The 21,934-nt window shown below is 43.1% G+C and carries 26 protein-coding genes, 3 tRNA genes and 1 pseudogene; 16 read left to right on the forward strand and 14 right to left on the reverse strand.

Features of this window, described 5'->3' with window-relative positions; genetic code table 11:
• Positions 1-55: 55 nt before the first annotated feature.
• Positions 56-1,831 carry a family 43 glycosylhydrolase gene (locus MHH46_RS23895; protein WP_076192008.1) on the reverse strand — a complete coding sequence of 592 codons (1,776 nt, stop codon included), beginning with the start codon at positions 1,829-1,831 and terminating at the stop codon, positions 56-58.
• 743 nt (positions 1,832-2,574) lie between these two features.
• Between MHH46_RS23895 and MHH46_RS23900 the strand changes: the two genes are divergently transcribed.
• From MHH46_RS23900 to MHH46_RS23915, 4 genes are all read left to right on the forward strand, one after another.
• Positions 2,575-2,961, forward strand: coding sequence for a sigma-70 family RNA polymerase sigma factor (locus MHH46_RS23900; protein ID WP_076192010.1), 387 nt, complete (start codon positions 2,575-2,577; stop codon positions 2,959-2,961).
• A 74-nt stretch (positions 2,962-3,035) separates the two neighbouring features.
• A complete protein-coding gene (locus MHH46_RS23905) occupies positions 3,036-3,248 on the forward strand; it encodes a helix-turn-helix domain-containing protein (protein ID WP_256716537.1) in 213 nt (70 codons plus the stop codon).
• A gap of 529 nt (positions 3,249-3,777) precedes the next feature.
• Positions 3,778-4,047, forward strand: a complete 270-nt coding sequence (locus MHH46_RS23910; protein WP_179086289.1) for a helix-turn-helix domain-containing protein — start codon at positions 3,778-3,780, stop codon at positions 4,045-4,047.
• A 77-nt stretch (positions 4,048-4,124) separates the two neighbouring features.
• Positions 4,125-5,336: a site-specific integrase gene (locus MHH46_RS23915; protein ID WP_076192012.1), complete on the forward strand. Its 1,212-nt coding sequence runs from the start codon at positions 4,125-4,127 to the stop codon at positions 5,334-5,336.
• 168 nt (positions 5,337-5,504) lie between these two features.
• Here MHH46_RS23915 and MHH46_RS23920 read toward each other — a convergent pair.
• The 3 genes from MHH46_RS23920 to MHH46_RS23930 form a co-directional block, all read right to left on the reverse strand.
• Positions 5,505-5,590: transfer RNA gene (locus MHH46_RS23920), tRNA-Leu, on the reverse strand.
• 159 nt (positions 5,591-5,749) lie between these two features.
• The gene (locus tag MHH46_RS23925) at positions 5,750-6,226 is read right to left on the reverse strand and encodes a WGxxGxxG-CTERM domain-containing protein (RefSeq protein WP_052097266.1); all 477 of its coding nucleotides are present in this window, start codon (positions 6,224-6,226) and stop codon (positions 5,750-5,752) included.
• Between the two features lie 75 nt (positions 6,227-6,301).
• Positions 6,302-6,988, reverse strand: a complete 687-nt coding sequence (locus tag MHH46_RS23930; RefSeq protein ID WP_076192015.1) for a M15 family metallopeptidase — start codon at positions 6,986-6,988, stop codon at positions 6,302-6,304.
• Positions 6,989-7,105: 117 nt separating this feature from the next.
• Here MHH46_RS23930 and MHH46_RS23935 point away from each other — a divergent pair, with 117 nt between their 5' ends.
• Positions 7,106-7,270: a hypothetical protein gene (locus MHH46_RS23935; RefSeq protein ID WP_169744799.1), complete on the forward strand. Its 165-nt coding sequence runs from the start codon at positions 7,106-7,108 to the stop codon at positions 7,268-7,270.
• Here MHH46_RS23935 and MHH46_RS23940 read toward each other — a convergent pair.
• Both MHH46_RS23940 and MHH46_RS23945 read right to left on the reverse strand, forming a co-directional pair.
• Entirely contained in the window at positions 7,267-7,602 is a 336-nt protein-coding gene (locus MHH46_RS23940) for a YolD-like family protein (protein ID WP_076128863.1), read from the reverse strand. The genes MHH46_RS23935 and MHH46_RS23940 overlap by 4 nt on opposite strands.
• 214 nt (positions 7,603-7,816) lie before the next feature.
• Positions 7,817-8,377, reverse strand: a complete 561-nt coding sequence (locus MHH46_RS23945) for a hypothetical protein (RefSeq protein ID WP_076192017.1) — start codon at positions 8,375-8,377, stop codon at positions 7,817-7,819.
• 117 nt (positions 8,378-8,494) lie between these two features.
• Between MHH46_RS23945 and MHH46_RS23950 the strand changes: the two genes are divergently transcribed.
• On the forward strand, positions 8,495-8,983 hold the full coding sequence (locus tag MHH46_RS23950; protein WP_076128858.1) for a PH domain-containing protein: 489 nt from the start codon (positions 8,495-8,497) through the stop codon (positions 8,981-8,983).
• 73 nt (positions 8,984-9,056) lie between these two features.
• On the opposite strand, the gene MHH46_RS23955 is transcribed toward MHH46_RS23950, so the two are convergent.
• The gene (locus MHH46_RS23955) at positions 9,057-10,532 is read right to left on the reverse strand and encodes a glycosyl hydrolase (protein WP_076192020.1); all 1,476 of its coding nucleotides are present in this window, start codon (positions 10,530-10,532) and stop codon (positions 9,057-9,059) included.
• A gap of 174 nt (positions 10,533-10,706) precedes the next feature.
• A complete protein-coding gene (locus tag MHH46_RS23960) occupies positions 10,707-11,123 on the reverse strand; it encodes a cytidine deaminase (protein WP_076192022.1) in 417 nt (138 codons plus the stop codon).
• 106 nt (positions 11,124-11,229) lie between these two features.
• Here MHH46_RS23960 and MHH46_RS23965 point away from each other — a divergent pair, with 106 nt between their 5' ends.
• Positions 11,230-11,661 (forward strand): NucA/NucB deoxyribonuclease domain-containing protein, encoded by a 432-nt coding sequence (locus tag MHH46_RS23965; RefSeq protein WP_076192139.1) that lies wholly within the window; start codon positions 11,230-11,232, stop codon positions 11,659-11,661.
• Between the two features lie 81 nt (positions 11,662-11,742).
• Here MHH46_RS23965 and MHH46_RS23970 read toward each other — a convergent pair whose 3' ends face one another.
• Complete coding sequence (locus tag MHH46_RS23970; RefSeq protein WP_155288175.1) at positions 11,743-11,892, reverse strand: hypothetical protein; 150 nt, start codon at positions 11,890-11,892, stop codon at positions 11,743-11,745.
• A gap of 149 nt (positions 11,893-12,041) precedes the next feature.
• Here MHH46_RS23970 and MHH46_RS23975 point away from each other — a divergent pair, with 149 nt between their 5' ends.
• From MHH46_RS23975 to MHH46_RS24005, 7 genes and pseudogenes are all read left to right on the forward strand, one after another.
• Complete coding sequence (locus MHH46_RS23975; protein WP_076098563.1) at positions 12,042-12,218, forward strand: YjfB family protein; 177 nt, start codon at positions 12,042-12,044, stop codon at positions 12,216-12,218.
• A gap of 97 nt (positions 12,219-12,315) precedes the next feature.
• Complete coding sequence (locus MHH46_RS23980; protein ID WP_405132523.1) at positions 12,316-12,933, forward strand: ImmA/IrrE family metallo-endopeptidase; 618 nt, start codon at positions 12,316-12,318, stop codon at positions 12,931-12,933.
• Positions 12,934-12,999: 66 nt separating this feature from the next.
• Positions 13,000-13,161, forward strand: coding sequence for a hypothetical protein (locus MHH46_RS23985; protein ID WP_155288176.1), 162 nt, complete (start codon positions 13,000-13,002; stop codon positions 13,159-13,161).
• A 365-nt stretch (positions 13,162-13,526) separates the two neighbouring features.
• Positions 13,527-13,862 (forward strand): DUF3139 domain-containing protein, encoded by a 336-nt coding sequence (locus MHH46_RS23990; protein ID WP_076192025.1) that lies wholly within the window; start codon positions 13,527-13,529, stop codon positions 13,860-13,862.
• Positions 13,863-13,976: 114 nt separating this feature from the next.
• Positions 13,977-14,096, forward strand: a pseudogene (locus tag MHH46_RS23995) (phosphomethylpyrimidine synthase ThiC); the annotation flags it as partial.
• Positions 14,097-14,426: 330 nt separating this feature from the next.
• Complete coding sequence (locus tag MHH46_RS24000; protein ID WP_076192027.1) at positions 14,427-14,921, forward strand: RNA polymerase sigma factor; 495 nt, start codon at positions 14,427-14,429, stop codon at positions 14,919-14,921.
• A complete protein-coding gene (locus MHH46_RS24005; protein ID WP_081387834.1) occupies positions 14,918-15,907 on the forward strand; it encodes a hypothetical protein in 990 nt (329 codons plus the stop codon). The genes MHH46_RS24000 and MHH46_RS24005 overlap by 4 nt, the downstream gene beginning before the upstream one ends.
• 863 nt (positions 15,908-16,770) lie before the next feature.
• Here the strand turns inward: MHH46_RS24005 and MHH46_RS24010 are convergent.
• Positions 16,771-17,274 carry a hypothetical protein gene (locus MHH46_RS24010; protein WP_076192030.1) on the reverse strand — a complete coding sequence of 168 codons (504 nt, stop codon included), beginning with the start codon at positions 17,272-17,274 and terminating at the stop codon, positions 16,771-16,773.
• Between the two features lie 410 nt (positions 17,275-17,684).
• Here MHH46_RS24010 and MHH46_RS24015 point away from each other — a divergent pair, with 410 nt between their 5' ends.
• On the forward strand, positions 17,685-18,050 hold the full coding sequence (locus MHH46_RS24015) for a hypothetical protein (protein WP_042191062.1): 366 nt from the start codon (positions 17,685-17,687) through the stop codon (positions 18,048-18,050).
• Positions 18,051-18,083: 33 nt separating this feature from the next.
• A complete protein-coding gene (locus MHH46_RS24020; protein ID WP_076192033.1) occupies positions 18,084-19,301 on the forward strand; it encodes a sialidase family protein in 1,218 nt (405 codons plus the stop codon).
• Positions 19,302-19,740: 439 nt separating this feature from the next.
• Here the strand turns inward: MHH46_RS24020 and MHH46_RS24025 are convergent.
• The 4 genes from MHH46_RS24025 to MHH46_RS24040 all read right to left on the reverse strand — a co-directional run bounded on the left by MHH46_RS24025 (position 19,741) and on the right by MHH46_RS24040 (position 21,782).
• Positions 19,741-19,814 (reverse strand) — tRNA-Ile (locus tag MHH46_RS24025).
• Between the two features lie 44 nt (positions 19,815-19,858).
• A tRNA-Met gene (locus tag MHH46_RS24030) sits at positions 19,859-19,935 on the reverse strand.
• A gap of 82 nt (positions 19,936-20,017) precedes the next feature.
• Entirely contained in the window at positions 20,018-20,182 is a 165-nt protein-coding gene (locus MHH46_RS24035; RefSeq protein WP_167347621.1) for a hypothetical protein, read from the reverse strand.
• 112 nt (positions 20,183-20,294) lie between these two features.
• The gene (locus tag MHH46_RS24040) at positions 20,295-21,782 is read right to left on the reverse strand and encodes an ABC transporter substrate-binding protein (protein WP_076192035.1); all 1,488 of its coding nucleotides are present in this window, start codon (positions 21,780-21,782) and stop codon (positions 20,295-20,297) included.
• Between the last annotated feature and the right edge of the window lie 152 nt (positions 21,783-21,934).

Here is a 21,934-nt window from a genome sequence, read left to right on the forward strand (position 1 = left end):
TACAGTCTCTCTATTTTTATTGAGTGATTGTACCTTGCCTGCTTGCAACCGCTAACTATACTTTGATTACGTCACTTTCTGTAATACCATTGTCGTTGTAGCTATCTACTCTTACATAGACATCCTGGCCTTTCACGAGTGCGCCAATTCTTACGCTCTGTCCGAAAACCTGATAGCTGTGGTAGAGCTTGTCAGGTGAGTAACCCCACTCTACAACATAGCCCGTGCCATTGCCCTTCCAGCTTAATTCAATGTCTAGATCACTTAATCGTTCTATTGTAATAGCCGTTGCTTGTTCGGGGGCCGGTCCGCTGCCAAGCCCGAATATTCGTAATCCGGATACGCAAGCAACCTGTTCGTATGGAAGAGAAGTGATTGTGAGTCTAATATACCTTGCCTTTATCCCCTCCTCTATGACTACCAGGTCGTGGGGGAGATCTGTGTTCACTTCGCTCTTGTCTTCGATAAAGAAGTAGGTGTTCCCGTCTGCCGACCCCTCCAGCTCCCATCGCGTCGGCTGCGGAGTTTCATCTATCCATCGCACCTGACCCAGTTCGCCCCTAAACTCTACTCCATCCGGAGGAGACAGAAATAGACCATCATCCGCAAAATTAATCTGTACAGCATGAACATCATATTCTTGGCCGAGGTCGATCTCGATCCACTCACCCGGCTTGTTCGATGCTGCCTTCCACCAGGTTTGAACGTTTTCGTCTGTTACACTGGTGGTGATATAATCCTCTGCACAAGAAGAGGCATTTGCCGGCTTGGCGTAGGAGAGCAGCATCCATTCCGGTTGTGCCCACGGGTCGTGCTTGGCCAAATCTACCTTGATTGGCCAGTCACCATAACGTTGATTGCAGAACAACTCTCCGTCATCATCCCATCCTGCCGGCCATAAACCAATGCGGCGTTCAAAATTATGGTTCTTGGCTATGCGCATGGTGGCTGTATGCCATAGATTCGCATACTCATCTTTCATAGTGGAGCCGTGCCCAGCTCCAGCTATAAATCCGCCGGGCTTATAGGAGTACGGATTGTTTTTGGCAAGCTTGAAAGGCCCCAACGGGCTATCCCCCACATAAACCCCATCCGCATAAATGTTATAACGGGAGCCAGGACTTGCATACTGCAGATAGTACACATCGTTATGCTTATTCATCCATACTCCCTCGATATAGGGGGCCCCCGTTACATAAGCCAGCGCTGCAGCTCTCAATTCTTCTGGTATGTTGTCTTTACTTTCCTCAAAATTCTTCAGCATCTCGGTCATTTTCCCTGGTGAATGAGGTGGTATGTGGTTTTCCCCCGATCTTTCATATCCAATATCCTCAACATTACCGAAGATCAATTCCTTTTTCTCACCAATAGACGTCATATCTGCAGGGTTAAGTTCGATGCCGTAAAGGGGCAAACTAGTTGACGATCCCCAGTATAAATAGACTCTTCCATCGTCATCTGCAAACAAATTAGGATCCCAAAATGGAAAAGTACTCTTGATTTCCTCGAACTCATCACTGAACAAATCTTTAGTACGGTAGAAGTTGCAGATTTCGTGTGAGGATGCACAGAAATAAACATAATCCCCAACAACTCTCACGTCCGGTGCGTAGTCGTATGCGGGCAAACTTTTAAGCGAATGAAAATTCCATGTAGCGATATCATCGCTATACAAAAAACCGCAAGTCATCGACGGGAACATATAATATCTGCCTTTAAAATTGATCATGGATGGATCAGCCGCCTCACGGGAGACAGATATTTTACCACTTTCAGTCTGGTTAAACTGGTACTTGTAGCCAACGTTAATTGGATTACATAAATATTTCATATTAACCTCCTACAGGAATTGTTGATTATTACTCCGCTGTCAAAGTATTGTAAGTTGCCTAACATCATTTTAAGGAATAACCCATTGGTCTTCTAACGGTTTGACGACTAATAGACTAACACTTTTACGACTAATTAAATAAAAGATTAAAAATATACTCTACAAGCTTATTCTTGACCCAATAACAATTCTTCTACATAACCTTAAATCCATGTACATATTCATAGAATTCAGATTGTTATTTGTTGATGCAATTTAAAATCATATCCTGTAATAGTCGTCAAAGTGTCATTGAAAAAGTCTTCAAACTGTTAGAATGACGATCAATAGTTCTTTAAGATAGAATGAGAAGTTGTGGCCGATTGAACTGCTAAGTGTTTTTTTTCACAACCGAATATATACTCCTTTAAAGAAACATTTCACTTTTTGTGTAACCCTATACACTCGCACTATCATCTGAAATACTTTATTTATTACCTGTAATTTAATCACTAGACATTAAAAATTAAAAACAGCAGGTCTCCTTATTGAGACCTGCTGTTTTTATACTACAAGCTAAGTGGGTTTAATTTTAAAGCAACTAATTAAATCATGCAAAATCCGAATTTGTAAATTTCTTCGATAATGTCACGACGATCAAATTCGACTCTATAATTAATATTTTTTATATTTTTACAATTATTTGTCTGAAGTTGTTTTTTTCGAACTTTTTTTCTATTTGAGAAAGAGAGGAGATGTTCATAATGAACAAAAGACCTAAAATTTCATCCGATGTTGAAAAGGGATTTAGTCGTTACATCCAAACATGTCTGTTCCATACTAGTCGTGAATTTTTCAGAAAAGTGGATCGAGATGCTCAATACCTTCAACCAATGGGCGAAGATATTGATAACTTTCAGCTTATGGTCTATTCTTATTCCCTTTCTCCTACTGTATTAGTAGAGATACAAGATTACTTAGGTTCTGTCATCAGAGCATTAAGTCCAATGGAGAAGAAACTTATAACTTTAAAATATTTCGAAGGAAAGACCGATTCTGAAATTGCTTGTTTATTCGGATTAACTCAACAAGCTGTCAGTAAAGCCAAAAGATCATTATTGGATAAACTTAGGCACCAACTGGAGTTGTAGAGTTAAATTCCCCCCGAATGCCCTCCCCCATTTCTACTATAAACTGGAACCTTCCATAGAAAGGAGGTAATCGTTTGAGGGAAGTAATGGATCTTATTGAGTTAGCTCAGGGTGGGGATAGGCTAGCTGAAGAAGAATTAATTTTTCGATATGAGCGATTAATCTATAAATATGCATGGCACAACGGTCAATATAATGAAGACTGTAGACAGCACCTAATTATTTCTTTTATAATGGCAGTCCGTCGATTTGATCTAGATCGTTATATAAATAATTCATTGAAATAATTTACTTATTTTTGGCAATTTAATTGCCAATGTTATTATTTTTGGTTGTATTCACAAATACTAAATACCATTTAAATACAGAGGAGATTTTTTAATTGTAATAGATAAATAATACATCCTCTATTATTTATCAGTAATTAAATTTTCGGTGTCCTTTGATAATTAAAGAAGTCTTTTATCAAGTACGTTCCTCTTTGCTCTGTAAAAATACAGAAGCGACGCAGCAGAAGCGCCATGATGGGTTTTAGGATTATACATACAAATCCCAAAGCTCTGAGCGATCATCTTCTGGCTCAAATCAATCCATGGTAGGTTTGAATCGCCATAACAAGTAAGAGGGATAATGATACTTCCGCCCGGCCAACGTTACTGTATTGGGGGCGGCCTGCTCGGATGAGGGGGAACTTCGGTACTGCCGGAGTTATGATGTTGCACACCATCAGCAGCTTGATAAAGACTATTTATCTCTGAAAAAACAACTTTCTAAGTTTATTTTACTTAAGATTCCGTTATAAAGGAGAATTTACTAATGAAGAGTGATTTTTACCAACATAAAGAACTTCCAGATATGTACGCTGTAATATATCATGATTTTCCTGACATTGTCACTGTTGTACAGATGCGTGAGATGCTTGGCGGTATAAGTAATAAGACTGCTTATAAGCTTTTACAAGAGAATAAAATTCATCATTTTAAGATTGGGCGCAATTATAAAATCCCTAAAATAAATATCCTACTATATCTTAATTTGTTCAACCACACTTTTAACCCTCCTCACTTTAACACTTTAGTGCATTGAACCGCCCCTTCCACGCGTGTTATAATTAACACGTCAATGGTAGGAGAAATGCGGGCTGCTATGAAGGAGGAATATTCATGGTAGCAGGCCACCTACAAGAAAAAAAAGGTCTTTTTTATATGGTCTTGAATTGCAAGGATGAGGAAGGTCAGAGAAAACCAAAGTGGATTCCTACTGGCCTTACGGTAAAAGGAAACAAAAAAAGAGCAGAAGCATTGCTATTAGAGACAAGGAGGGAATTTACTCTTCTTTTAAATGTTCCTGAGGAAGAACCGATAGTTGAAGAAATTAGCGAAGAAATGCCAGCCGATGAGCCATTTGATCAGGGTCCACTATTTTCTGTCTTCATGCTTCAGTGGCTAGCAATGATGAAACACAAGGTTGAATTTATCACTTACGCATCTTACCACAATATTATAACAAATCATGTTGTTCCTTACTTTGAAGAAAAGGGACTTTTTCTCAAAGAATTATTACCAAGTCATATTCAAGATTATTATCAATATGAGCTTGACAAAAATGGAGTGACAACCAACACAGTTCTCCATTATCACGCTAATATTCGCAAAGCACTAAAACATGCTCTCAAAAATGATTTAATTAACACTAATCCCGCAGATAAAATTGAACGACCTAAGAAGAATGATTTTGTCGGCAGTTTTTACAACAAGCAGGAGATTAATATCCTATTTGAAAAAGTTAAGGGCGAACTGATTGAACTTGCGGTCATTCTTGCTGCATTTTATGGATTGCGAAGAAGTGAAGTGATTGGACTTAAGTGGACTGCCATCAATTTCGTTAACAAAACGATAAGTATTCGTCATACTGTAACTCCGGTTTATTTTGAGGGAAAAGAACACATCATTGAAAAGGAGAGAACTAAAAACAAACCGAGCCGCCGCACCTTGCCTCTTGTGCCAGCCTTTGAAGAATTACTGCTACGTATTCGTGAGCTTCAAGCTCTTAATAAAGCCATATGTGGTAAATCATATTGTACTGATTATGAGGAGTATATCTATTTGGATAAGTTAGGACAACGAGTTAAACCCGGCTATATCACACAAAACTTTACTAGAAATCTTAAAAAAAATGGTTTGCGTCATATCCGTTATCACGACCTGCGTCATAGTTGTGCAAGCCTCTTACTCGCCAATGGAGTCAGTATGAAAGAAATTCAGGAATGGCTGGGACACAGCAACTATTCCACAACAGCCGACATTTATTCTCACTTGGAATACAGTTCCAAAGTATCTTCAGCATCAACAATGAGTAGTATCCTGATCTTTTAATAAAAAAAGATCGAATAACCCTCAATACTACTGAGAGTCATGCGATCTTCTCCTCGTTCTCTCCTCCGGAAAAAGGAGAGAACTGCAGGAGAGAACTCTATAAAAAGTTCTCTCCCAAACTGTTTCAAAAACCAAGGTTTTCCGGAAAAAACCCTTATAAATCAAGGATGCCGAGGACGGGGGTCGAACCCGTACGGTACTCACGTACCGCAGGATTTTAAGTCCTGTGCGTCTGCCTGTTCCGCCACCCCGGCATATTATGTGTTGAAGCTTCATACGTTGTTCACATATAACGCGACAAGAAATATAATATCATGAATATCGATAACGCGCAATCCTTTTTCGAAAAAATTTTATTCACAATAAAAATAACCCGTTCAGCCAGAACCGATACGGGTTATTATAAACGCGGATTATCTACGCTCGTCACTTCTGCTTCTCATTCCGGCAAGACCCAAAAGTCCAAGCAGACCGAGCCAGCCCCAATTAGATCCTTTGTTAGTTGCAGCATTCGTTGTTGTACTAGTTGCACGGTATTTGCCGGTCTGTGTGGTGTTGGTTGCCGGGTTGACAGTGCTGTTGGTTCTGTAGTTGTTCCGGGTGTCATTGTAGTTATTGGTGTTGTAGTTGTTAGGTCTGTAATTATCATCGATGCGGATCTTATCTTTCATAATGCTCTCATGCTGATTCATTGTTCCCGTGGTGCCGTTCATTAAATTGCCTTCCGTATTCATCATCCGAGTGTGTTCCGCAGTCCCATCCATCCCGGTATTCGCGGCTGGGATACCGCCCAATGCTGCTGATCCCACGGCATTTGATGCATAGCTAGCTCCCATTAGACTCATTGATAATACAGTACCGCATGCAAGGCTTGTTATCAGCTTGTTCACAGTGTTATGCCTCCCTTTAAGGTTAGTTATCACTGATAATTTCCCCTTGGACGGCACTGTCTATGCATGGTGGTTTTACTCTTTTACTACATTAACTGTCTTTGTCACAGCATCATAAGTAACCTTTGCTCCAAGCGCCTCAGCCAGCGCACGTATGGGTACATAAGTTGTTCCGGTATCGAGAACGCCATCGGTAAGCTTGCGGCCGTTTAGGTTAATGGTCACTGTAACGTCTTTGTTCACCTGATCATCCCCTCCGGTAATCTTTTTTAAAGCCTCTTTGGCTTGGTCCGTCGTTGGATGTTTACCTGCCCGAAGTTGATCTATAGTTAAACCGAAAGTCATTTGCAGATGTGAATAATCTTTAAAAGAGGTCCAGTCCCCTCCCCATTCTAAACCAAGCCGCTTAGCCTCCTGTACAACCTCTTGCCAATCTGCTGTCTTATCCTTATCACCATCACGATTGATATCCCAAGAAAGGCTAGTGCCATTCGGCAGCAAAAGCGCAAAATCAAACGCAAGACCATAATTATGATAGCTGGTACCGCCTTTAGCGTTGGTAACTATCGGTCCTGGTTTGCTTCTACCCTGCGCATACAAAGCATTTTGCTCAGCAATGGTCCGTAGACCCTGAGTAATAACGATAGGGACTCCTCTCGCATGGCTTTGCTGAATCAAAACATTCGCACCTGCCGCCAAGACAGGATGAAGCCCGACCAGACGCGCCGCGGATTTTTCCCTCAATTGCTCCAAAGTCAGCATAGAATCACCCCTTTGGTATATTCAATGATGCCGCTGCCCTATTTGCCTGTACCCCTGTCCCCTTTAGGATGATTTCCACAAAAAAGGACAAAATATTTAACGAAAGGTGGGAGACATATGGATATTCATAGCGATAGCTATAAAGTTGCAGCCCTTAGTGAACAGGAAGAAGCACTGGAAATTATTCGGAATGCTGAAGCTTCCATTGCACATCTGACCGGTAATCCTACCGTTACCTTAATCGCTTATGAGAAAAGCGAAGGCAACGGTTCTCAGCATTAAACGATGTAGACCTCGACAATATCATCCACATCGATCCACTTCCATTCCTCCGCCCACTGCAGCTTAAACTCACGCGAGTGGGTGTGAATGGAAGTCACAAAACCACTTAACATCGTATTTTCAAAAGGGTCAAAAAGAACAACTGTCACTCGTACATGACTCCGCAACGACAAAGCCAGTGTACATTCAATCTCCTCCAGCTTCTGCTCATCCAGAATAGGCTTGATGCGGCGCAGCGTTTCCCGTTCATCTCTTATAATTCGTATCTTATGCTCCGGCAGCATCATGCGGCTGCTTTCCCACAGCCCGTTTTTCTCCAGCTTTTTGCCCATGGTAACCCCTCCTTAATTATATATCTATTCCTCTGAACACGAACGTATGTTTGTATTATATCCGCATCTTCGCATATTAATCAATAATCAGGAAAAAGATACCTTTTTAAGGGTCACTCTTTATTCAAAAGATGTATATTAATGTATATCTATTCAAGATAAAATTCGCAGCAAAAAGACGCTGACAGATAAACTGCGCAGCGCCTGATTTGATTTATTCTTGAACAACGTCCCCAGACTCTGAGGTAGCCTGACCTTCGGAATCTATAAGTCCTGTTGCTTCTCTTGCCTCGTTAAGCTTGGAAATACCGAATAACATCGCTACATCAGCGTTCTGATTCAATTCATTAAATTGCTCAGCCGTAACGTTTGCGGAATCAGCACCTTGAGAGGCCTCTTCTTTTAAAGAATAAGCACTTTCAAAGGCAACTTTAGACTCTTCGAGCAACTTACGAATGTCTTCCGGCAAGCTGGAGGAAATTTTTACTTTCTCGGCTTGATTCGATAAATCAGTTGCGGTACTCTGGAATTGCTTAATTTTCTTCTCCAACTGCTTGTCCGTGAGTTCTCCTGCTGAATAACCAGCAATGGCTTCGTTGAAATCCGCTAAAGAAGTTTTTCCTGACTCTTCAAGTTTAGACATTTCATTGTAGAAGTTTTGCACGGTCTCCTGCACTTCTTCCTCCGTGGCAGGTGCCGATGAAGTTGAATTATTGCTGCAGGCGCTAAGGATGACAGTCATCATCAGCATTCCTATTAGTAAAGCTTTTTTCATTATTTATCCCTCCACTTAACAGGATAATGTCGGTTTGTGTAAAGCGCAAATGAAATATATGTAAAATGACTGTTATGTTATAATTATTTTAATTGTGATCAGGAAAGGAGAGTATTTATGCCTTATTGCACCACCTGTGGAGCGGAATACAAGCAGGGCGCTAAATTTTGTGGAGAATGTGGAACCAGCCTTGACGGTACCGCTCCAGTAACCGCTCATCGACCCGCAGTAGATAATCATGTCATTCAAGAAGTCGTGCTCTGGAAAGGCAAACCTGCCGGCATCTCGGATCGACTCAAAGGAATCGTAGGACTTAACACAACTTCATATACCATTACAAGTCAGCGTATTATGGTAAAGACCGGACTTATCGGTAAAAATGTTGAAGAAATCGAATTGCTGCGCGTACGCGATTTATCCGTAAAACAGTCTATAATGGACCGGATGCTTGGCATTGGATCATTAACTGTATTTTCTGATGATGCCTCAGCGCCTCAGCTTCTTTTTCGAAAAATCCATGATGCCCAAACCGTCAAAGATGTTCTGCGCAAAGCCGTTCGTGACGAGAAGATCGCCAACAACATTAGCTACCGCGAGCAAATTTAAGACGTTCATACGTAAAAAGGCCCCGGAAAACCGGGGCTTTTTGCTTGCGCTTGCACACTTGAAGTACTCTTTTTTAAGGAAGATAAAATGCCCCCGCTGGGATAACCCCCTTGATCTGGCTCGGACTCTCCCACTGCAAAACAACCCTGGCGTCGCCCGCATTCTCATAATACTCCACCTTTATTTCATACGGCTTACCTGCAATCAGGTTTATGCTCCCTTTTCGTTCCTGGCCGCTCTGATTCACCCAACTATCAATGACTAGCCCGCCATCAATCCATACCCGTATCCCATCATCAGAGTAGGAATAAATGGTATACACCTCGCTAAAAGCAGCCGTCAGCTTCCCACTCCACCGCACAGAGAACGCATCTACACGAATGGCAGGATCAGGCGAACCTTGTCTCCATGAAAAGTTAATATTGGCATCCGTACGCAACAGTGCAGGCGTGCCGCTAAGCGTCATGTTATTGTAATATTGGCCACAGAGTCCACTCTCCAGCACACTATCCCCGATAGCAGCGAAAGCGGCGGTCTCAGCAGCATACTCCTCTCGTGTGAATACCATTTTATCGTTCATAAAAGCTTTTATCACAGCATCGGTATTCTTCTCATAGAGGAGTTTCCCCCAGGTCAGCTGATAAGACCATTTGGGCTGTGTTTTGGACAACAGTTCAGCAGACGGAAGCTCTCCATTCTCACCAATCGCAATCAGCTTGCCACGACCCAGATCCCATAAATTATCATAATGACTAATCTTGAAATCCGCGTCATAAATGTCGAGCGCCAGCACATCTACCTTATCACTGCCCGGATAGTATTCTGCCGGCTCATCACACCACTGATTTTTTGCATTTGGACTCCAAACCCACAATAAATTATGCAGCTTATGATAATTGGTAAAACGATCGAACATAAGGCTCCACAATGCAGCGTAATTGCTCTTTTGCCCCCACCAAAACCATCCACCATTCATTTCATGATACGGCCGCCAAAGTACAGGAACCCCTGCGTCATTAAGCTTTTTCAGCGACAGGGCTATCTTATCCAGATCAGCTAACAGAGCATTATACTGGGTGGTACCTGGGGTTATATATTTATCAAAATCAGCATTGCTTAGGCTCGTATTTACATTCCCCCAAGTTGGCGCTGTCCCCGGTAATGCAGCGTGATAACACATCGTTACGATCCCGCCGGCCCTAGACCAGCGTATCGCACTGCTGACGACCCAATTCCGTTGATTGTCAATTAGAGCCTGTGACTGATTATTGATTGCGCCCAGCTCGTAGCCATGAAGCGCAGCATATTGCCCACTCGTATTTTTAAGCTTCTCCATGAGCTCGTCTGCACTTTCCAAATAATCATGTTGGCCGCTTATCACACCCTTTCCCTGCAAGTAATAGAGGGTATTCAGCAATAGCTCAGCCGAGGACGACAGCCCCGAATCCGCCGGAGCCATTTGTAATCTGCGAAAAGCCATCTGCCACTGCACATCGCCCACGAACCTTGATGCTGAATCAACCATCTGACGAATAATCCGCTGCTCCATCTATTCTCACCATCCTTTTAAATCTTTTTAAGTTATAGTATGGGGACGATAGTGACATGAACTCAGCGAATGGACATGAAGTTGTAAAATAAGTTGGGACGATATAAGGAACTGCTGAATAAATTCACGGCTCAACAAAAAAAGGAGCTCCGCGGCTCCTCATTACTTTTTTTCTTATCTCGTGTACCTTAAAGGCAATAGTTCAGTGATTTCATATTTAGCTAATCGGTCATCCTCCGATACAATTATCTTGCAGTCTATTCCATAATCCGCAATTAACTCTCGGCACATGCCGCAGGGAGAGACTACTTTAATCTCTTTTTCCTCGCTGTCTGGGTCAGAATGCCTTACAGCACCAATCGTATCAAATTCCTTATAACCTTCGGATATCGCTTTGCCAATCACCATCGCCTCTGCACAGACTGTAATCCTCCCCATGCTGGCTTCCACATGTACCGCTGTAAAAATCTCTCCTGTTTTAGTACGAAGCGCTGCACCCACATGGTGCCGTCCCCATTCATAACGCCTGGTAATTATATCTTCGGCAGCCGCAATAAGCGTCTGATCCTCAATGGTAATTATGTACTCCATATCCAGTTCCGCCCTCCTTTATTTTACCTAATTATATTAAATCGCACTGAATTATGATATAAGATATACTATTTTAAGTGCCAAAAAAGGAGGAGCAGAATTGAAAGTGAAAAAATGGATCTCCAGTCTCATCATTGTTGCATTACTTGCTTTGGCTAGTTACTGGTTTGAACAAAACGGAGAGCCTACAGACCCCTCGTCTCCATCCGATTCGAGTGTTGTTCAGCTAACCTTCCCATCAGACCGCTATCCTGAGACCGCCAAACATATTCAGGATGCCATTGCGAAGGGTGAATCCGCCACATGTACGATTAACCGAGAGCAGGCTGAAGAGAACCGTAAAGAGTCCTTAAAAGGGATTCCCACTAAAAAGGGATATGACCGGGATGAATGGCCAATGGCTATGTGTAAGGAAGGCGGCGTTGGTGCCGACATTGAATACATAACGCCAAGCGATAACCGCGGGGCAGGAAGCTGGGTTGGCAATCAGCTGGAGGATTATGCAGACGGAACCCGGGTAGAATTTATGTTTAAATAACGGTCTGTCTGACCAGCCCCAGGCAATAGAATAGCCCCACCTGGCATTCGCCAGATAGGGCTACACTGCACATCAGCTAACTTAGAATAAGCAAGCTTTAGTGATGATAACCAGCAAGATGAAAAGTACCAGAATTGCTCCTGTTGAAGTCCAAGGACTACACACCGGACCTACTGATGCTGGACTTACTACCGGACCTACGTTACAACCACAACCATGTTCCATTCCCATTTTCAATTCCTCCTAATGATTAATGACTACAGCACAAGATATGTAAAAAGGAGATAAGCCGTTTGGGCGAATTGGCAAACAAATGCCAATCACCTAATGAATTGAAGGTGGACAGTCGATAAACAGGATATACACAAAGGAGGTGCAATATGGATATAGCTGCATTATCAATGGCAATGAGCCAAGCATCCTTAGCTCAAAATGTTGGGATACAGGTCATGAATATTGCCAAGAATCAGGCTGAAACCCAGAGCCAAACCATGGTGGAAATGCTGGGCAAAAGCGTTGCTCCGAATTTGGGAAAAACACTTGATATTAGTGTGTAATTGCTTTATGCTAAGGATACATGAGAACGAATGTTCCTGTGTATCCTTAGCATTTTTTTACTCTACATAGCCCTTCGGGCTTTTCTTTTGCGCATTTATGCGAACATACGATCCCATTAGTGATTTATTAGTGATTTTAAACGAGGTGAATAAGTTGGAGAACATGAAATCATATTATCAAATGACTGTGCTTGAGAAATGGACGGAGGATTTATACAAGCGATTAAATCTTCATCAGCCTTCACAAATTTCAATATCGTATATTGCAGAACGGCTTAATATCTGGGTTCATTATTTGGATGTGAAAAGCAAGAGCATTGAAGCGTCTGCAGGGATGTACAGCCTGTTTATCGACAACCGCCTTCCAGCCAATCTTCAACGGCTAGAGTTTCTTCATGAACTGTGTCACCTCCTTCGCCATGGCAGTGATAATCAGACCTTGATGCCAGAGCATTTCACGCGGGCACAGGAGGATGAATCCGAGCGTTTTATCTTGTATGCGGCGATGCCTTACTCCATGATCTCCCGCATGACATTGCCTGAGCAACGGGAAGATGCCATCTCCTATCTTGCAGCAGAATTCCAAGTACCTGCCGAGCTAGCCTTACAGCGGATTGATCAGATCCAAAGACGTGTGTTCCAAGGGCAATTATTGGCCGTGATGGGAAGAAACGAAGAACGACTGACACATATTCGCAACGGATCACGGAGATAATAAGCTTAGTTGCAATAGTGCTCTGCATATTCATTTATGGTGGAATTTCTCGTGAGGGGGAACGACATGGAAGCCATTAAAGTAATTGAATTATTACTGACTCATCCGGATTATAATGTAGATGCAGTACACCCCGAAATCCCGGATTTCGTGGGCATTGAGACGATTGAGGTGGATCACGAAACGGGGACCTTCTCCATTTTATTGCAAGAACCCAAAGAGGACTAAAAGAGAATCATTATTCTTCATAAGTTAAAAGGCAGCAAATATAGTATGTCCCGGCAATTCTTCGTTCGCTTACGCCTGGATTACTATCGTTATTTGCTGCCTTTTTGTATAATCTGTTATGCAAATACAAACTGTATCACACCAATAAGAATTAGAATAACGAATACACCTACAAAACCCCATATTAAAAACTAAAAGATTTTCACCCCCGGCAGCCTTGGACTTACCTGATCCTCCAGCATCTTAATTCGCTGCTTCAGCTCCAGTATTTTCTCTTCTTCCTGCGCCATATATCTATGAATGACATACCAGTCTCAGTATATTATCTTATAACTATATACAAATTATTTATATGGAGGGAATTAATGAAGAAAAAAACAAAACTAATCTTCATCGTTCTAATCCTTTTAATCTATGGGATAACATCCTTAGCCTTCCACTACTTCCAAAATCATATGAACAGAGAAGTCATTCATTATCTAGTAGAGACGAGAAATTATAAGAAAGAAGATTTTGATAAAGTATACACCCAGATTGCCAAAGCTCCCCTCGTAAGTACCACGGTGATTTTTGCAGACGAACCCTACGCAAGATACTTTTATCGAAAAGAAAACGGAAGGATCTTTCAATACAGCAGGGCTCCTGTTAAAGGTAATGATCCTAGCTATACATATAAACATATCGAGGAGAATCTCCCGTGAAGGAGTTGCCCTATAAAAAAGACGCGTTTGTCCAGCAGTCAGCACTTGGCTGCTTGGGCAAACGTGTTTTTTTGATCTTCCCTGCTCTAAATAGGTAAACATCATTTGCGTAGACAGGTGATGGTAGAGGGTCCAGGACATGCGCCGATGCACTTGATTAAAGAGGATATGGATAAGCAACTTGAAACTTGTAACGAAGCCCCTTTTTATACATTAGGTCCACTGACTACAGATAACATTGGCGTGGTTCTTAGCAGCTATCGGACACAGTTGATCTTATGCGCGGTATAACCCTCCATTTCAAAGTGTAGCGGACCCCATAGCCTTTATTGGCATGAAAAACACCATATAAGACCTCCTTTTTAAGGAATAGCGTCACTGGAGTCCGCGAACCTGCTCAAAAGCCTATAAATATGCAAATAACGACTTCTGAGTCCGTAAGCCTCTGGAGATAATTTATGAATAGGTATTCTTTACGCTCAAACACAAAGGAATTTTCTCAGGAACAAAATGTGACCTAATGCCGTCCTAAATGGTGTTATAGGTAAAGGGGGGCACAGTATCATGCAGCGATCCATGACCCGGCCGGGAAATCATGTGATGAAGAGTTACGAAATCTACGCAGATATGCTGTTCCGGATCGCTTTGGTCCATCTAGGCAGCCGGCAAGATGCCGAAGAAGCCACTCAGGATACCTTCATCAAGCTAATAGAAAAAGCGCCGGAGTTCAAAGATGCCGAACATCAGAAGGCATGGCTGATCCGGGTAATCACCAACCATTGTAAAACACTACTGGGCAGAGGCTGGCGCAAGCGCGAGGTTAAACTGGAGAGCGCTGAGCCAATTGCGGCAGACAACCCCGAAGACTGGGCTCTGCTGCAGTTAGTTATGGCGATGCCCATGAAGTATAAAACCGTAATCCATCTTTATTATTACGAGGACTATCCCATCCAGGAGATCAGCAAGATTCTGCAGATTAGTCAGTCTGCCGTGAAGATGAGACTTCAGCGGGGACGGCAACTGTTAAAACTGGAGCTGGAAGGAGCGGAACCACAGTGAAGGAAGATCAGTTTCGAACAACATATAAGAAAGCGGTGGATTCGATGAAACCAGGTGAAGAGATGAAAAAAGAATTGTTCAATAAAATAGAGCAGCGGCAGGAGCGGAAGCGTCCGCGCAAAACCGTTTATATCGTAGCAAGTGTCGTGCTCGCCACAGGAATCGGTCTGGCTGGGCCTAGTATATGGCAGCAGTTGAACAGTCAGAGCTCCCCAGGGCAGGTTGCCCAGGTAACTCCGGGAGCAAGCAATGCTGGCAATTCAGGCACAGCTACATCCGGCAGCATTGTCATTCCCAAGCTGAAACTGCCAGATAAGGAGTCCGGCGTGAAGGCAGATATGATCGCCTTGGTCGTGTATAAAAATAATATTTATACACAGTCAGCGACTCGCATTGACGCTGCCGATGCTGCTGCTCTGCGCGGTGACAAGTTGGGACGCACCACAGGCGGCATCAACGAATGGAGCGGTAACGACGAATATATTGAGTTAGCCTCGAACATCGGCGAAACGGATCTCTATTCCGTGAAGGGCTATGACTCCAGCTTCCTGATTATGTCCTATTCGGTAATCAACGGCGAGGTATTCGCCGAACTGTATGAGCACACGAACGGCATCACCATAAACAGCGGCGCCGACCTGTTCGGCAAGCTGAATCTTGAAGGCCGAGTTACTTCAGCTCAATGGGAAAGCTTCAACAGTTGGAACAACGGCCTCCAGCAGCAGGCGCCAATCGCCAATAGCGAGGCGCTTGATGGCTTCCTGACAGCCCTCCAAGCTGCCAAACCGCTGGCAGCAGAGCCGCTGATCGAGCAAGGCATCTACGACAGCGAAGACCGTAAGATCATCTATTTGCAGCTGGAAGACAACGCCCGAGTAGAGCTGACGCTGTTCGGTCAAGGACTTGTACGCTACGGTCAAGCACCGGCATTCTTCGAGGTCGAATCCGGGGCATTCCAGCAGCTGTGGGACAGCATGAAACTTTAGGGATGCTGGTGGAAACCCAGGGACGGCGGTTGGGACGGCGGTCAGGACTGCGATCGGGACTCGATCGGGACTGCGATCGGGACTGCGATCGGGACTGCGATCGGGACTCGATCGGGACTGCGATCGGGACTGCGATCGGGACTGCGATCGGGACTGCGATCGGGACTGCGATCGGGACTGCGATCGGGACTGCGACTGGGACTGCGATCGGGACTGCGATCGGGACGGCGACTGGGACTGCGATCGGAAGTAATTGAGTACCTCGTTTCGGTCGCCCTGCTCTCCATTGGACAATTTAGCTGGCTGCTAACAAAAACGGCACTGCTTCAAAACCATTTCATGGTTTGGAGCAGTGCCGTTTTGTGCTTTACTGTATGGTTTACGAGCCCGCATACTAGATATACTGGTTGTAGAGGTGAGACTACTGATTGTTCCTTTAAAAGCTGCTTCTCATTGTAATTTCTGCAACTAAATCTGTGAGGAGCACGGCACTAACGAGCTAACGAATTAACGAACTAACCTCCTCCACCTCGAGCTATCGGACCCAGATGTCGCTATTTGCTGATCTTCAGCCTTTAGAGCATGGTTTCGGACTCCATGGACGCTAATGCCTAGAAAGAGGCTCAAATGCGGTACTTTTTATGCCAATAGTGACTATGGAGTCCGTTAGAATTGCAAATGTGGAAAAAAACCGCTTTAAGGGTCAGCTGTGTCCGACAGGAGAAGCATCGTTCACGTAATTGTTATCGAATCAAATTTCAAAGGAACACAGGGTCCCTCTCGGTACTTCCGATTGCTACAAAAAAGGAACGCCCACCATGGACGCTCCTTTTTTTCTTATTCGTCTACAAAATTCTAGCTAGTTACGCATTTACACTTTCCGATTTTCGATCCTGTCTTGCGTGTAATGTTTTCATTGCAAATCTTGCTATCGGCTGCGCAACCAACAGTTCAATCCAAAATGCTATTCCAAAGTTTCTCGGCCAGATGTGAAGAAAGTTTTTAAGTGGATCCAGGCTTATTTGTTTTGTCCCAACCCATGTGCCGATAATTGATAGTAAAATAGATAACACTGTGACATTCAATAAAGTATTCAACAGAATCCTTGCATTAAATCCATCGGTTTGTCCCATGAATTTCGGCATCACTTTTCCAACAATCGGTCCTGCAACTAATCTTACGGATAAAACTACGATCATCCACATAAACGGAATAACCTTTAGTGTATCTATATACACTTCCTTACTGAAGCCGCGTTCCAAACCCACAATAATAGGGGCAATAGTGTTAACTGAAATGATTGAAATAATGAGTAAAAATAGTATACCTTCTTTTCCGTTTCTGGGCAGTCTTGTGTCTCCATGCATGTTTGTCATCTCCGTGAATAATATTTCAGATGGCAGACGTATCATGAGACATATATTTTTGGCCCAATAAAAAAGACCAATATCTCTACACACTGATATTATAATTATAACATTTATTTAAAATGAATGTCAGACCTTCTATTTAAAATTCTTAAAATTCTCCTCCTGATAGCGAATAGTTACCTGCATGCGCCTTACAAGATCAGCAGTGGCAGAGAAGTCGTAAAAATCGTCAATTGCTGTTCAACTTATAATCAAGTTATCTTCAGATCATGCTGAAATTTTATTTGTATTTCCCCACCTAATTAGACCTCTCAGTATTCATTTCCGCGATTTTTCTGATTCCCTTGTCCAAACACAATGAATCTCAATTCATATATATATAGCAAACTAATAAAGAGGTGAAGCTCATGGCAACAACAACAGGCATTATTACGAACACAGGGACTACCCCAGCATCCAACGTGGTCATTAATATCGATAATGACAACCTTAGTTTTTCATCTAACGTAGTCTATCACGTTTACGTATGGAATACCTTGGTTAGTAAAGGTTTAGTCTACTCCAACTCATTAAATGTTAATGCTAACACCAGCCAGTTCCTCAGTTTTAATATCGCAGGCAATTCAGCTTATGAAGTCCAATTTCTCGTAACTGGAAACGCACCGGCAGACACGATTATCACGGTGTTCGGAACGGATTCGTCAGGAAACGTCATCCCCCATCAAAGAGTGCTTCAATCCGAACTTACTTTCATAGCTCAGCTGAACCCGTAAGTACCAAAAACTCTATGACGAAAGGAGCTTTGCATGGTTAATATTCAACTTTCACCGAGCGCAAGCGTTCAGTTTGAGCCCACCATCGCGGTAAATTGGCTTAATCCTTCAGTTATGGTTGCCGTAGCTGTAGATCTTCGATTAGGCCCTCCTAATATAGGTTTATACAAATCTATTGACGCAGGTGCCACTTGGACAACAACGTTATTGCCGTTACCGACAGGATTTGCAGGCATCGAAGCACCACATATTGATTATATTTTCCCGACCACTTTCGTAGTATTAGCCCACGCCTTCGATTCAGACGGTCTCAGCGGGTCGATCGTCTCCTATACATCTGCCGACAATGCCTCTTCATTCGGACCGCCAGTCATCGTGAATCAAGGGTTTGGGCAGTTTGTAAATGATGATCAGGTGGTCGTTGTCACCGACAAAGCTGGATCAAGTCCTTTTTTTGGAAATGTATATACTGGTTATACGCATGATTACAACACACAATTCATACCGGGAAATACGATATTCTTCAATCGTTCCCTAGATAACGGTAGTACCTATTCCAGTCCCTCCCTGCTGTCTTCGGTCGAAGAATTCGAAGAATTCCCCGGTATAGCAATTACATTAAATGGGATTGTTATCGTGGGATGGATCAATCAGCCTCCCGGTAATACTGATCTTAAAATTCGCACATCCTCAGACGGTGGGGTCACTTTTACTCCTGAAACCATGGTCGCCAGCGTTGTAGTCCCACCAGATCCATTGCCGGGATATACATTTAGATGTCTGACATACCCTTCCCTCGCAGCAGATATTTCTAATGCACCGACGACGCGAGGGAATGTCTATGCTGTATGGCAAGATTTTCGAGAAGGTTATTCTGATATTTTTCTTGCTATCTCCACTAATTTTGGTGTGGATTGGGGGGCACCAATATCCATTACAGGTAGTCCTGTGGGCTCCCAAAACTTTTTCCCAGCCATCACCGTATCCCCTGCGGATGGTGCAATATTCGTTACCTATTACACTAATCGAGTCAACCCCCTCAACCTTGATGTTTATCTAGCAACATCTAGAGATGGCGGTATGACGTATACAAACACCCGGATAACAACAACTTCCTTTGACGTCACCGGCATCCCCCTAATTGGGGACTACATCGGTAATGCCATCGTCCCTCAAACAGGCCGTCTAGTGAGCGTATGGACAGACACGCGGACCGGTACAGAGAACATCTGGTTTGGTGATAATCAATAAGCTATTAATCAACTTCTGATGATAAATTAAAAGGCTGTTAAGTTAGTATATCCACTTGCAATAAAGGATGCCGAGCGAATATGCGGCATCCTCTATTGCTTCTTATCAAAATTCAGCATTAACCTGTTCAAAGAAATCATCAATTTCAGCGTATTGGACATGCTTTTAATTCAATCAAAATCTACGGCGTATGGTGCTTGCTACTTAATAGTCTATATGTCATGACTGTCCCCTTTCCTATACAAGAGTAGGGCAATTCCACAGAATACATACTTTTTACCGTTTTCCAGATGATCTGTGATAAAACCAGAGGATCTAACAACGCCGTGACCAAAATGTGATCATTTTCTATTTTGTCGCTTTTCCAACTCTTCCACTTCTACTTACAAGGAGCCTATAGACAGCAAAAAACCCTTACTACGTAAGGGTTTTCTCTAAGTGGGCCCTGAGGGACTCGAACCCCCGACCAATCGGTTATGAGCCGACCGCTCTAACCAACTGAGCTAAGGGCCCGGATCTAAAAATATCCGAATGTACAATTGCTGTTGTAATAAAATTGGTTGCGGGGGCAGGATTTGAACCTGCGACCTTCGGGTTATGAGCCCGACGAGCTACCGGGCTGCTCCACCCCGCGTCAGAAATAATATTCAAACAGCGACAATAAATAATATACAGTACAAAATGGGTCTACGTCAAGGATGAATTTGTAAAAGTTCTCAAGGCAAAAATCTAACCCCATATCTTCCTTTGCGGGATCGATAAATCTCCACAAAACTTGGGTCATGATAGCCATAAATCCAGCCATCTTGCTCCAGTCTTTTTGCCAAACAGCCTGCTTGAAATCTCGTTCTGAACAGTTTCGCGAAGTATATCCAATTCATGATGCCCTCTTCTCCTTTTCGCAAATTAATCTTACGCTGCTCTGAACTTATCATGCCCAAGTTCCACAAAATAAGCCACCGGAAATCCGGTGGCTTCTACATATTCCAAAACTCAATCCCCTATGGAGTCAAAATAATATGTGGGATCTTTTTCGAGCGTACCCAGCATCGTATTCCCTTGCTTCTCCCAAGCTTTAAGTGCACTCTCGACCGTTCTCTTGCCCTGATAAACTTCTGTGAACAGTTGACGCCCAACATCGTTAATACGGCTAATTCCAGGCTTCTGTGTTTGTAGGACGTTCATCAAAGGATCATTGGCTGGTAATGGTTTAAGCGTATAGAAGGACTCCAGATTTACTGAAGGTACTTTCGTAGTAATGTAATCCTTACGGGAAGTTAGTTCCCCGCGGGTATGGGCTTTAATTTTAGCTACTTCATTACTGTTGACGAATTTGATCAAATCCCACGCATCTTCCTTATTAGCAGCCATAGTGTTGATAGCCATCATATTACCTACCCAAGTACCTACAGCCACTCCTGGTTTCTCCTTAAAAGTAGGTACGGTAACGAAACCCCAATCGACAGGATTATAATTTTTAATTTTTGCTGCATTGCGGCTCACACCTGCAAGCTCATTAAGATAATCGTATTCTCCAATTACCATTGCAGCTTTTCCGGTAAGGAAGAGATCCCCTTGGACAGGACTATAGGTACTCCGTTCTGTTTCTATAAAATCCATACCGTTTAACCCAGGTGTAATTTGCTTTTTCACCAATTGGCTGTAGGTCGTCCAAGCTTGACTCCACTGTGTTTGGTTTACCTCCATCTTATGTCCCTTGTTGTCATACATAGCAAGCTCCAGCGGTGAGACATAGGTCTGCATATCCCAGAAAGGATCGCTCATATAACGGTTCATCGAAAAGCCATATATACGCTTATCTTTATTTGTCGATTTCTTGGTCACCTTTTCGGCCAGCGCGAACACTTCATCCCAAGTCATTCCATCTGTCGGATAACCTACACCAGCAGCATCAAAAATACCTTTGTTAAAATATAACGCACTCGACATAAAAGTCGGCGCTAACGCGTAAAGACTTCCTCCACCCAGCTCACGAACTCCACTTAGCATCGTAGGCGCCATATTGCTTAAATCATATTGATCTCGTGCGATAAGCGGCTCCAGCGGTTGCACCAGATTATGTTCCACCAAACTCTTCACCAATGTACTATCACCGACGATTACATCAACCGGCTGTGCACCGCCCATAATTGCTCGGATATTCTCCAGATTATCTGGGTTAACCTCTGGATAGGTGCTGTCAAAACGAAGCTCATTCATATTGATGGCTGGAATAATCTCAAGTTTGATTTCAGGATGCTGCAATTCATACATATCTGTAAACTGCTGACGAAAAGAAGAATCGTCCTCTCCAGACCAGAGGCTGCCAATACGTAACACGCGCTGTTCTGTAGATGGCTTAGAAGCCTCCGCCCAGGCTGTATGCCTGCTTTCAGAAATTAAAGGTAATAGGAGTGCTGCACATATTCCAAAGCTTAACCAGCGCCGCCATAGCCTTCTATTATTATTTATATGATTCATTCTTGAACCCTCCCATAAAATACTCAATCCATCCACCTTATGAATAATTACCCATAATTCTAGTAACAGTATATAGCTTTATTCAGGAGGGGAAGTTACAGGCTGTTTAAAGTTATGCTACGATTTCTTCATATTATTTCTATAAAAAACGT

Source organism: Paenibacillus sp. FSL H8-0175 (assembly GCF_045040615.1).
GTDB classification, from domain to species: Bacteria; Bacillota; Bacilli; order Paenibacillales; family Paenibacillaceae; genus Paenibacillus_AQ; species Paenibacillus_AQ odorifer.

Excerpts from the sequence above, each read along its gene's own strand:
- MHH46_RS23895 (WP_076192008.1), bottom strand. The coding sequence starts at position 1,831 with ATGAAATATTTATGTAATCCAATTAACGTTGGCTACAAGTACCAGTTT.
- MHH46_RS23900 (WP_076192010.1), top strand. The coding sequence starts at position 2,575 with ATGAACAAAAGACCTAAAATTTCATCCGATGTTGAAAAGGGATTTAGT.
- MHH46_RS23910 (WP_179086289.1), top strand. The coding sequence starts at position 3,778 with ATGAAGAGTGATTTTTACCAACATAAAGAACTTCCAGATATGTACGCT.
- MHH46_RS23915 (WP_076192012.1), top strand. The coding sequence starts at position 4,125 with ATGGTAGCAGGCCACCTACAAGAAAAAAAAGGTCTTTTTTATATGGTC.
- MHH46_RS23930 (WP_076192015.1), bottom strand. The coding sequence starts at position 6,988 with ATGCTGACTTTGGAGCAATTGAGGGAAAAATCCGCGGCGCGTCTGGTC.
- MHH46_RS23935 (WP_169744799.1), top strand. The coding sequence starts at position 7,106 with ATGGATATTCATAGCGATAGCTATAAAGTTGCAGCCCTTAGTGAACAG.
- MHH46_RS23940 (WP_076128863.1), bottom strand. The coding sequence starts at position 7,602 with ATGGGCAAAAAGCTGGAGAAAAACGGGCTGTGGGAAAGCAGCCGCATG.
- MHH46_RS23945 (WP_076192017.1), bottom strand. The coding sequence starts at position 8,377 with ATGAAAAAAGCTTTACTAATAGGAATGCTGATGATGACTGTCATCCTT.
- MHH46_RS23950 (WP_076128858.1), top strand. The coding sequence starts at position 8,495 with ATGCCTTATTGCACCACCTGTGGAGCGGAATACAAGCAGGGCGCTAAA.
- MHH46_RS23955 (WP_076192020.1), bottom strand. The coding sequence starts at position 10,532 with ATGGAGCAGCGGATTATTCGTCAGATGGTTGATTCAGCATCAAGGTTC.
- MHH46_RS23960 (WP_076192022.1), bottom strand. The coding sequence starts at position 11,123 with ATGGAGTACATAATTACCATTGAGGATCAGACGCTTATTGCGGCTGCC.
- MHH46_RS23970 (WP_155288175.1), bottom strand. The coding sequence starts at position 11,892 with ATGGGAATGGAACATGGTTGTGGTTGTAACGTAGGTCCGGTAGTAAGT.
- MHH46_RS23975 (WP_076098563.1), top strand. The coding sequence starts at position 12,042 with ATGGATATAGCTGCATTATCAATGGCAATGAGCCAAGCATCCTTAGCT.
- MHH46_RS23980 (WP_405132523.1), top strand. The coding sequence starts at position 12,316 with ATGCGAACATACGATCCCATTAGTGATTTATTAGTGATTTTAAACGAG.
- MHH46_RS23985 (WP_155288176.1), top strand. The coding sequence starts at position 13,000 with ATGGAAGCCATTAAAGTAATTGAATTATTACTGACTCATCCGGATTAT.
- MHH46_RS23990 (WP_076192025.1), top strand. The coding sequence starts at position 13,527 with ATGAAGAAAAAAACAAAACTAATCTTCATCGTTCTAATCCTTTTAATC.
- MHH46_RS24000 (WP_076192027.1), top strand. The coding sequence starts at position 14,427 with ATGCAGCGATCCATGACCCGGCCGGGAAATCATGTGATGAAGAGTTAC.
- MHH46_RS24010 (WP_076192030.1), bottom strand. The coding sequence starts at position 17,274 with ATGCATGGAGACACAAGACTGCCCAGAAACGGAAAAGAAGGTATACTA.
- MHH46_RS24015 (WP_042191062.1), top strand. The coding sequence starts at position 17,685 with ATGGCAACAACAACAGGCATTATTACGAACACAGGGACTACCCCAGCA.
- MHH46_RS24020 (WP_076192033.1), top strand. The coding sequence starts at position 18,084 with ATGGTTAATATTCAACTTTCACCGAGCGCAAGCGTTCAGTTTGAGCCC.
- MHH46_RS24035 (WP_167347621.1), bottom strand. The coding sequence starts at position 20,182 with ATGAATTGGATATACTTCGCGAAACTGTTCAGAACGAGATTTCAAGCA.
- MHH46_RS24040 (WP_076192035.1), bottom strand. The coding sequence starts at position 21,782 with ATGAATCATATAAATAATAATAGAAGGCTATGGCGGCGCTGGTTAAGC.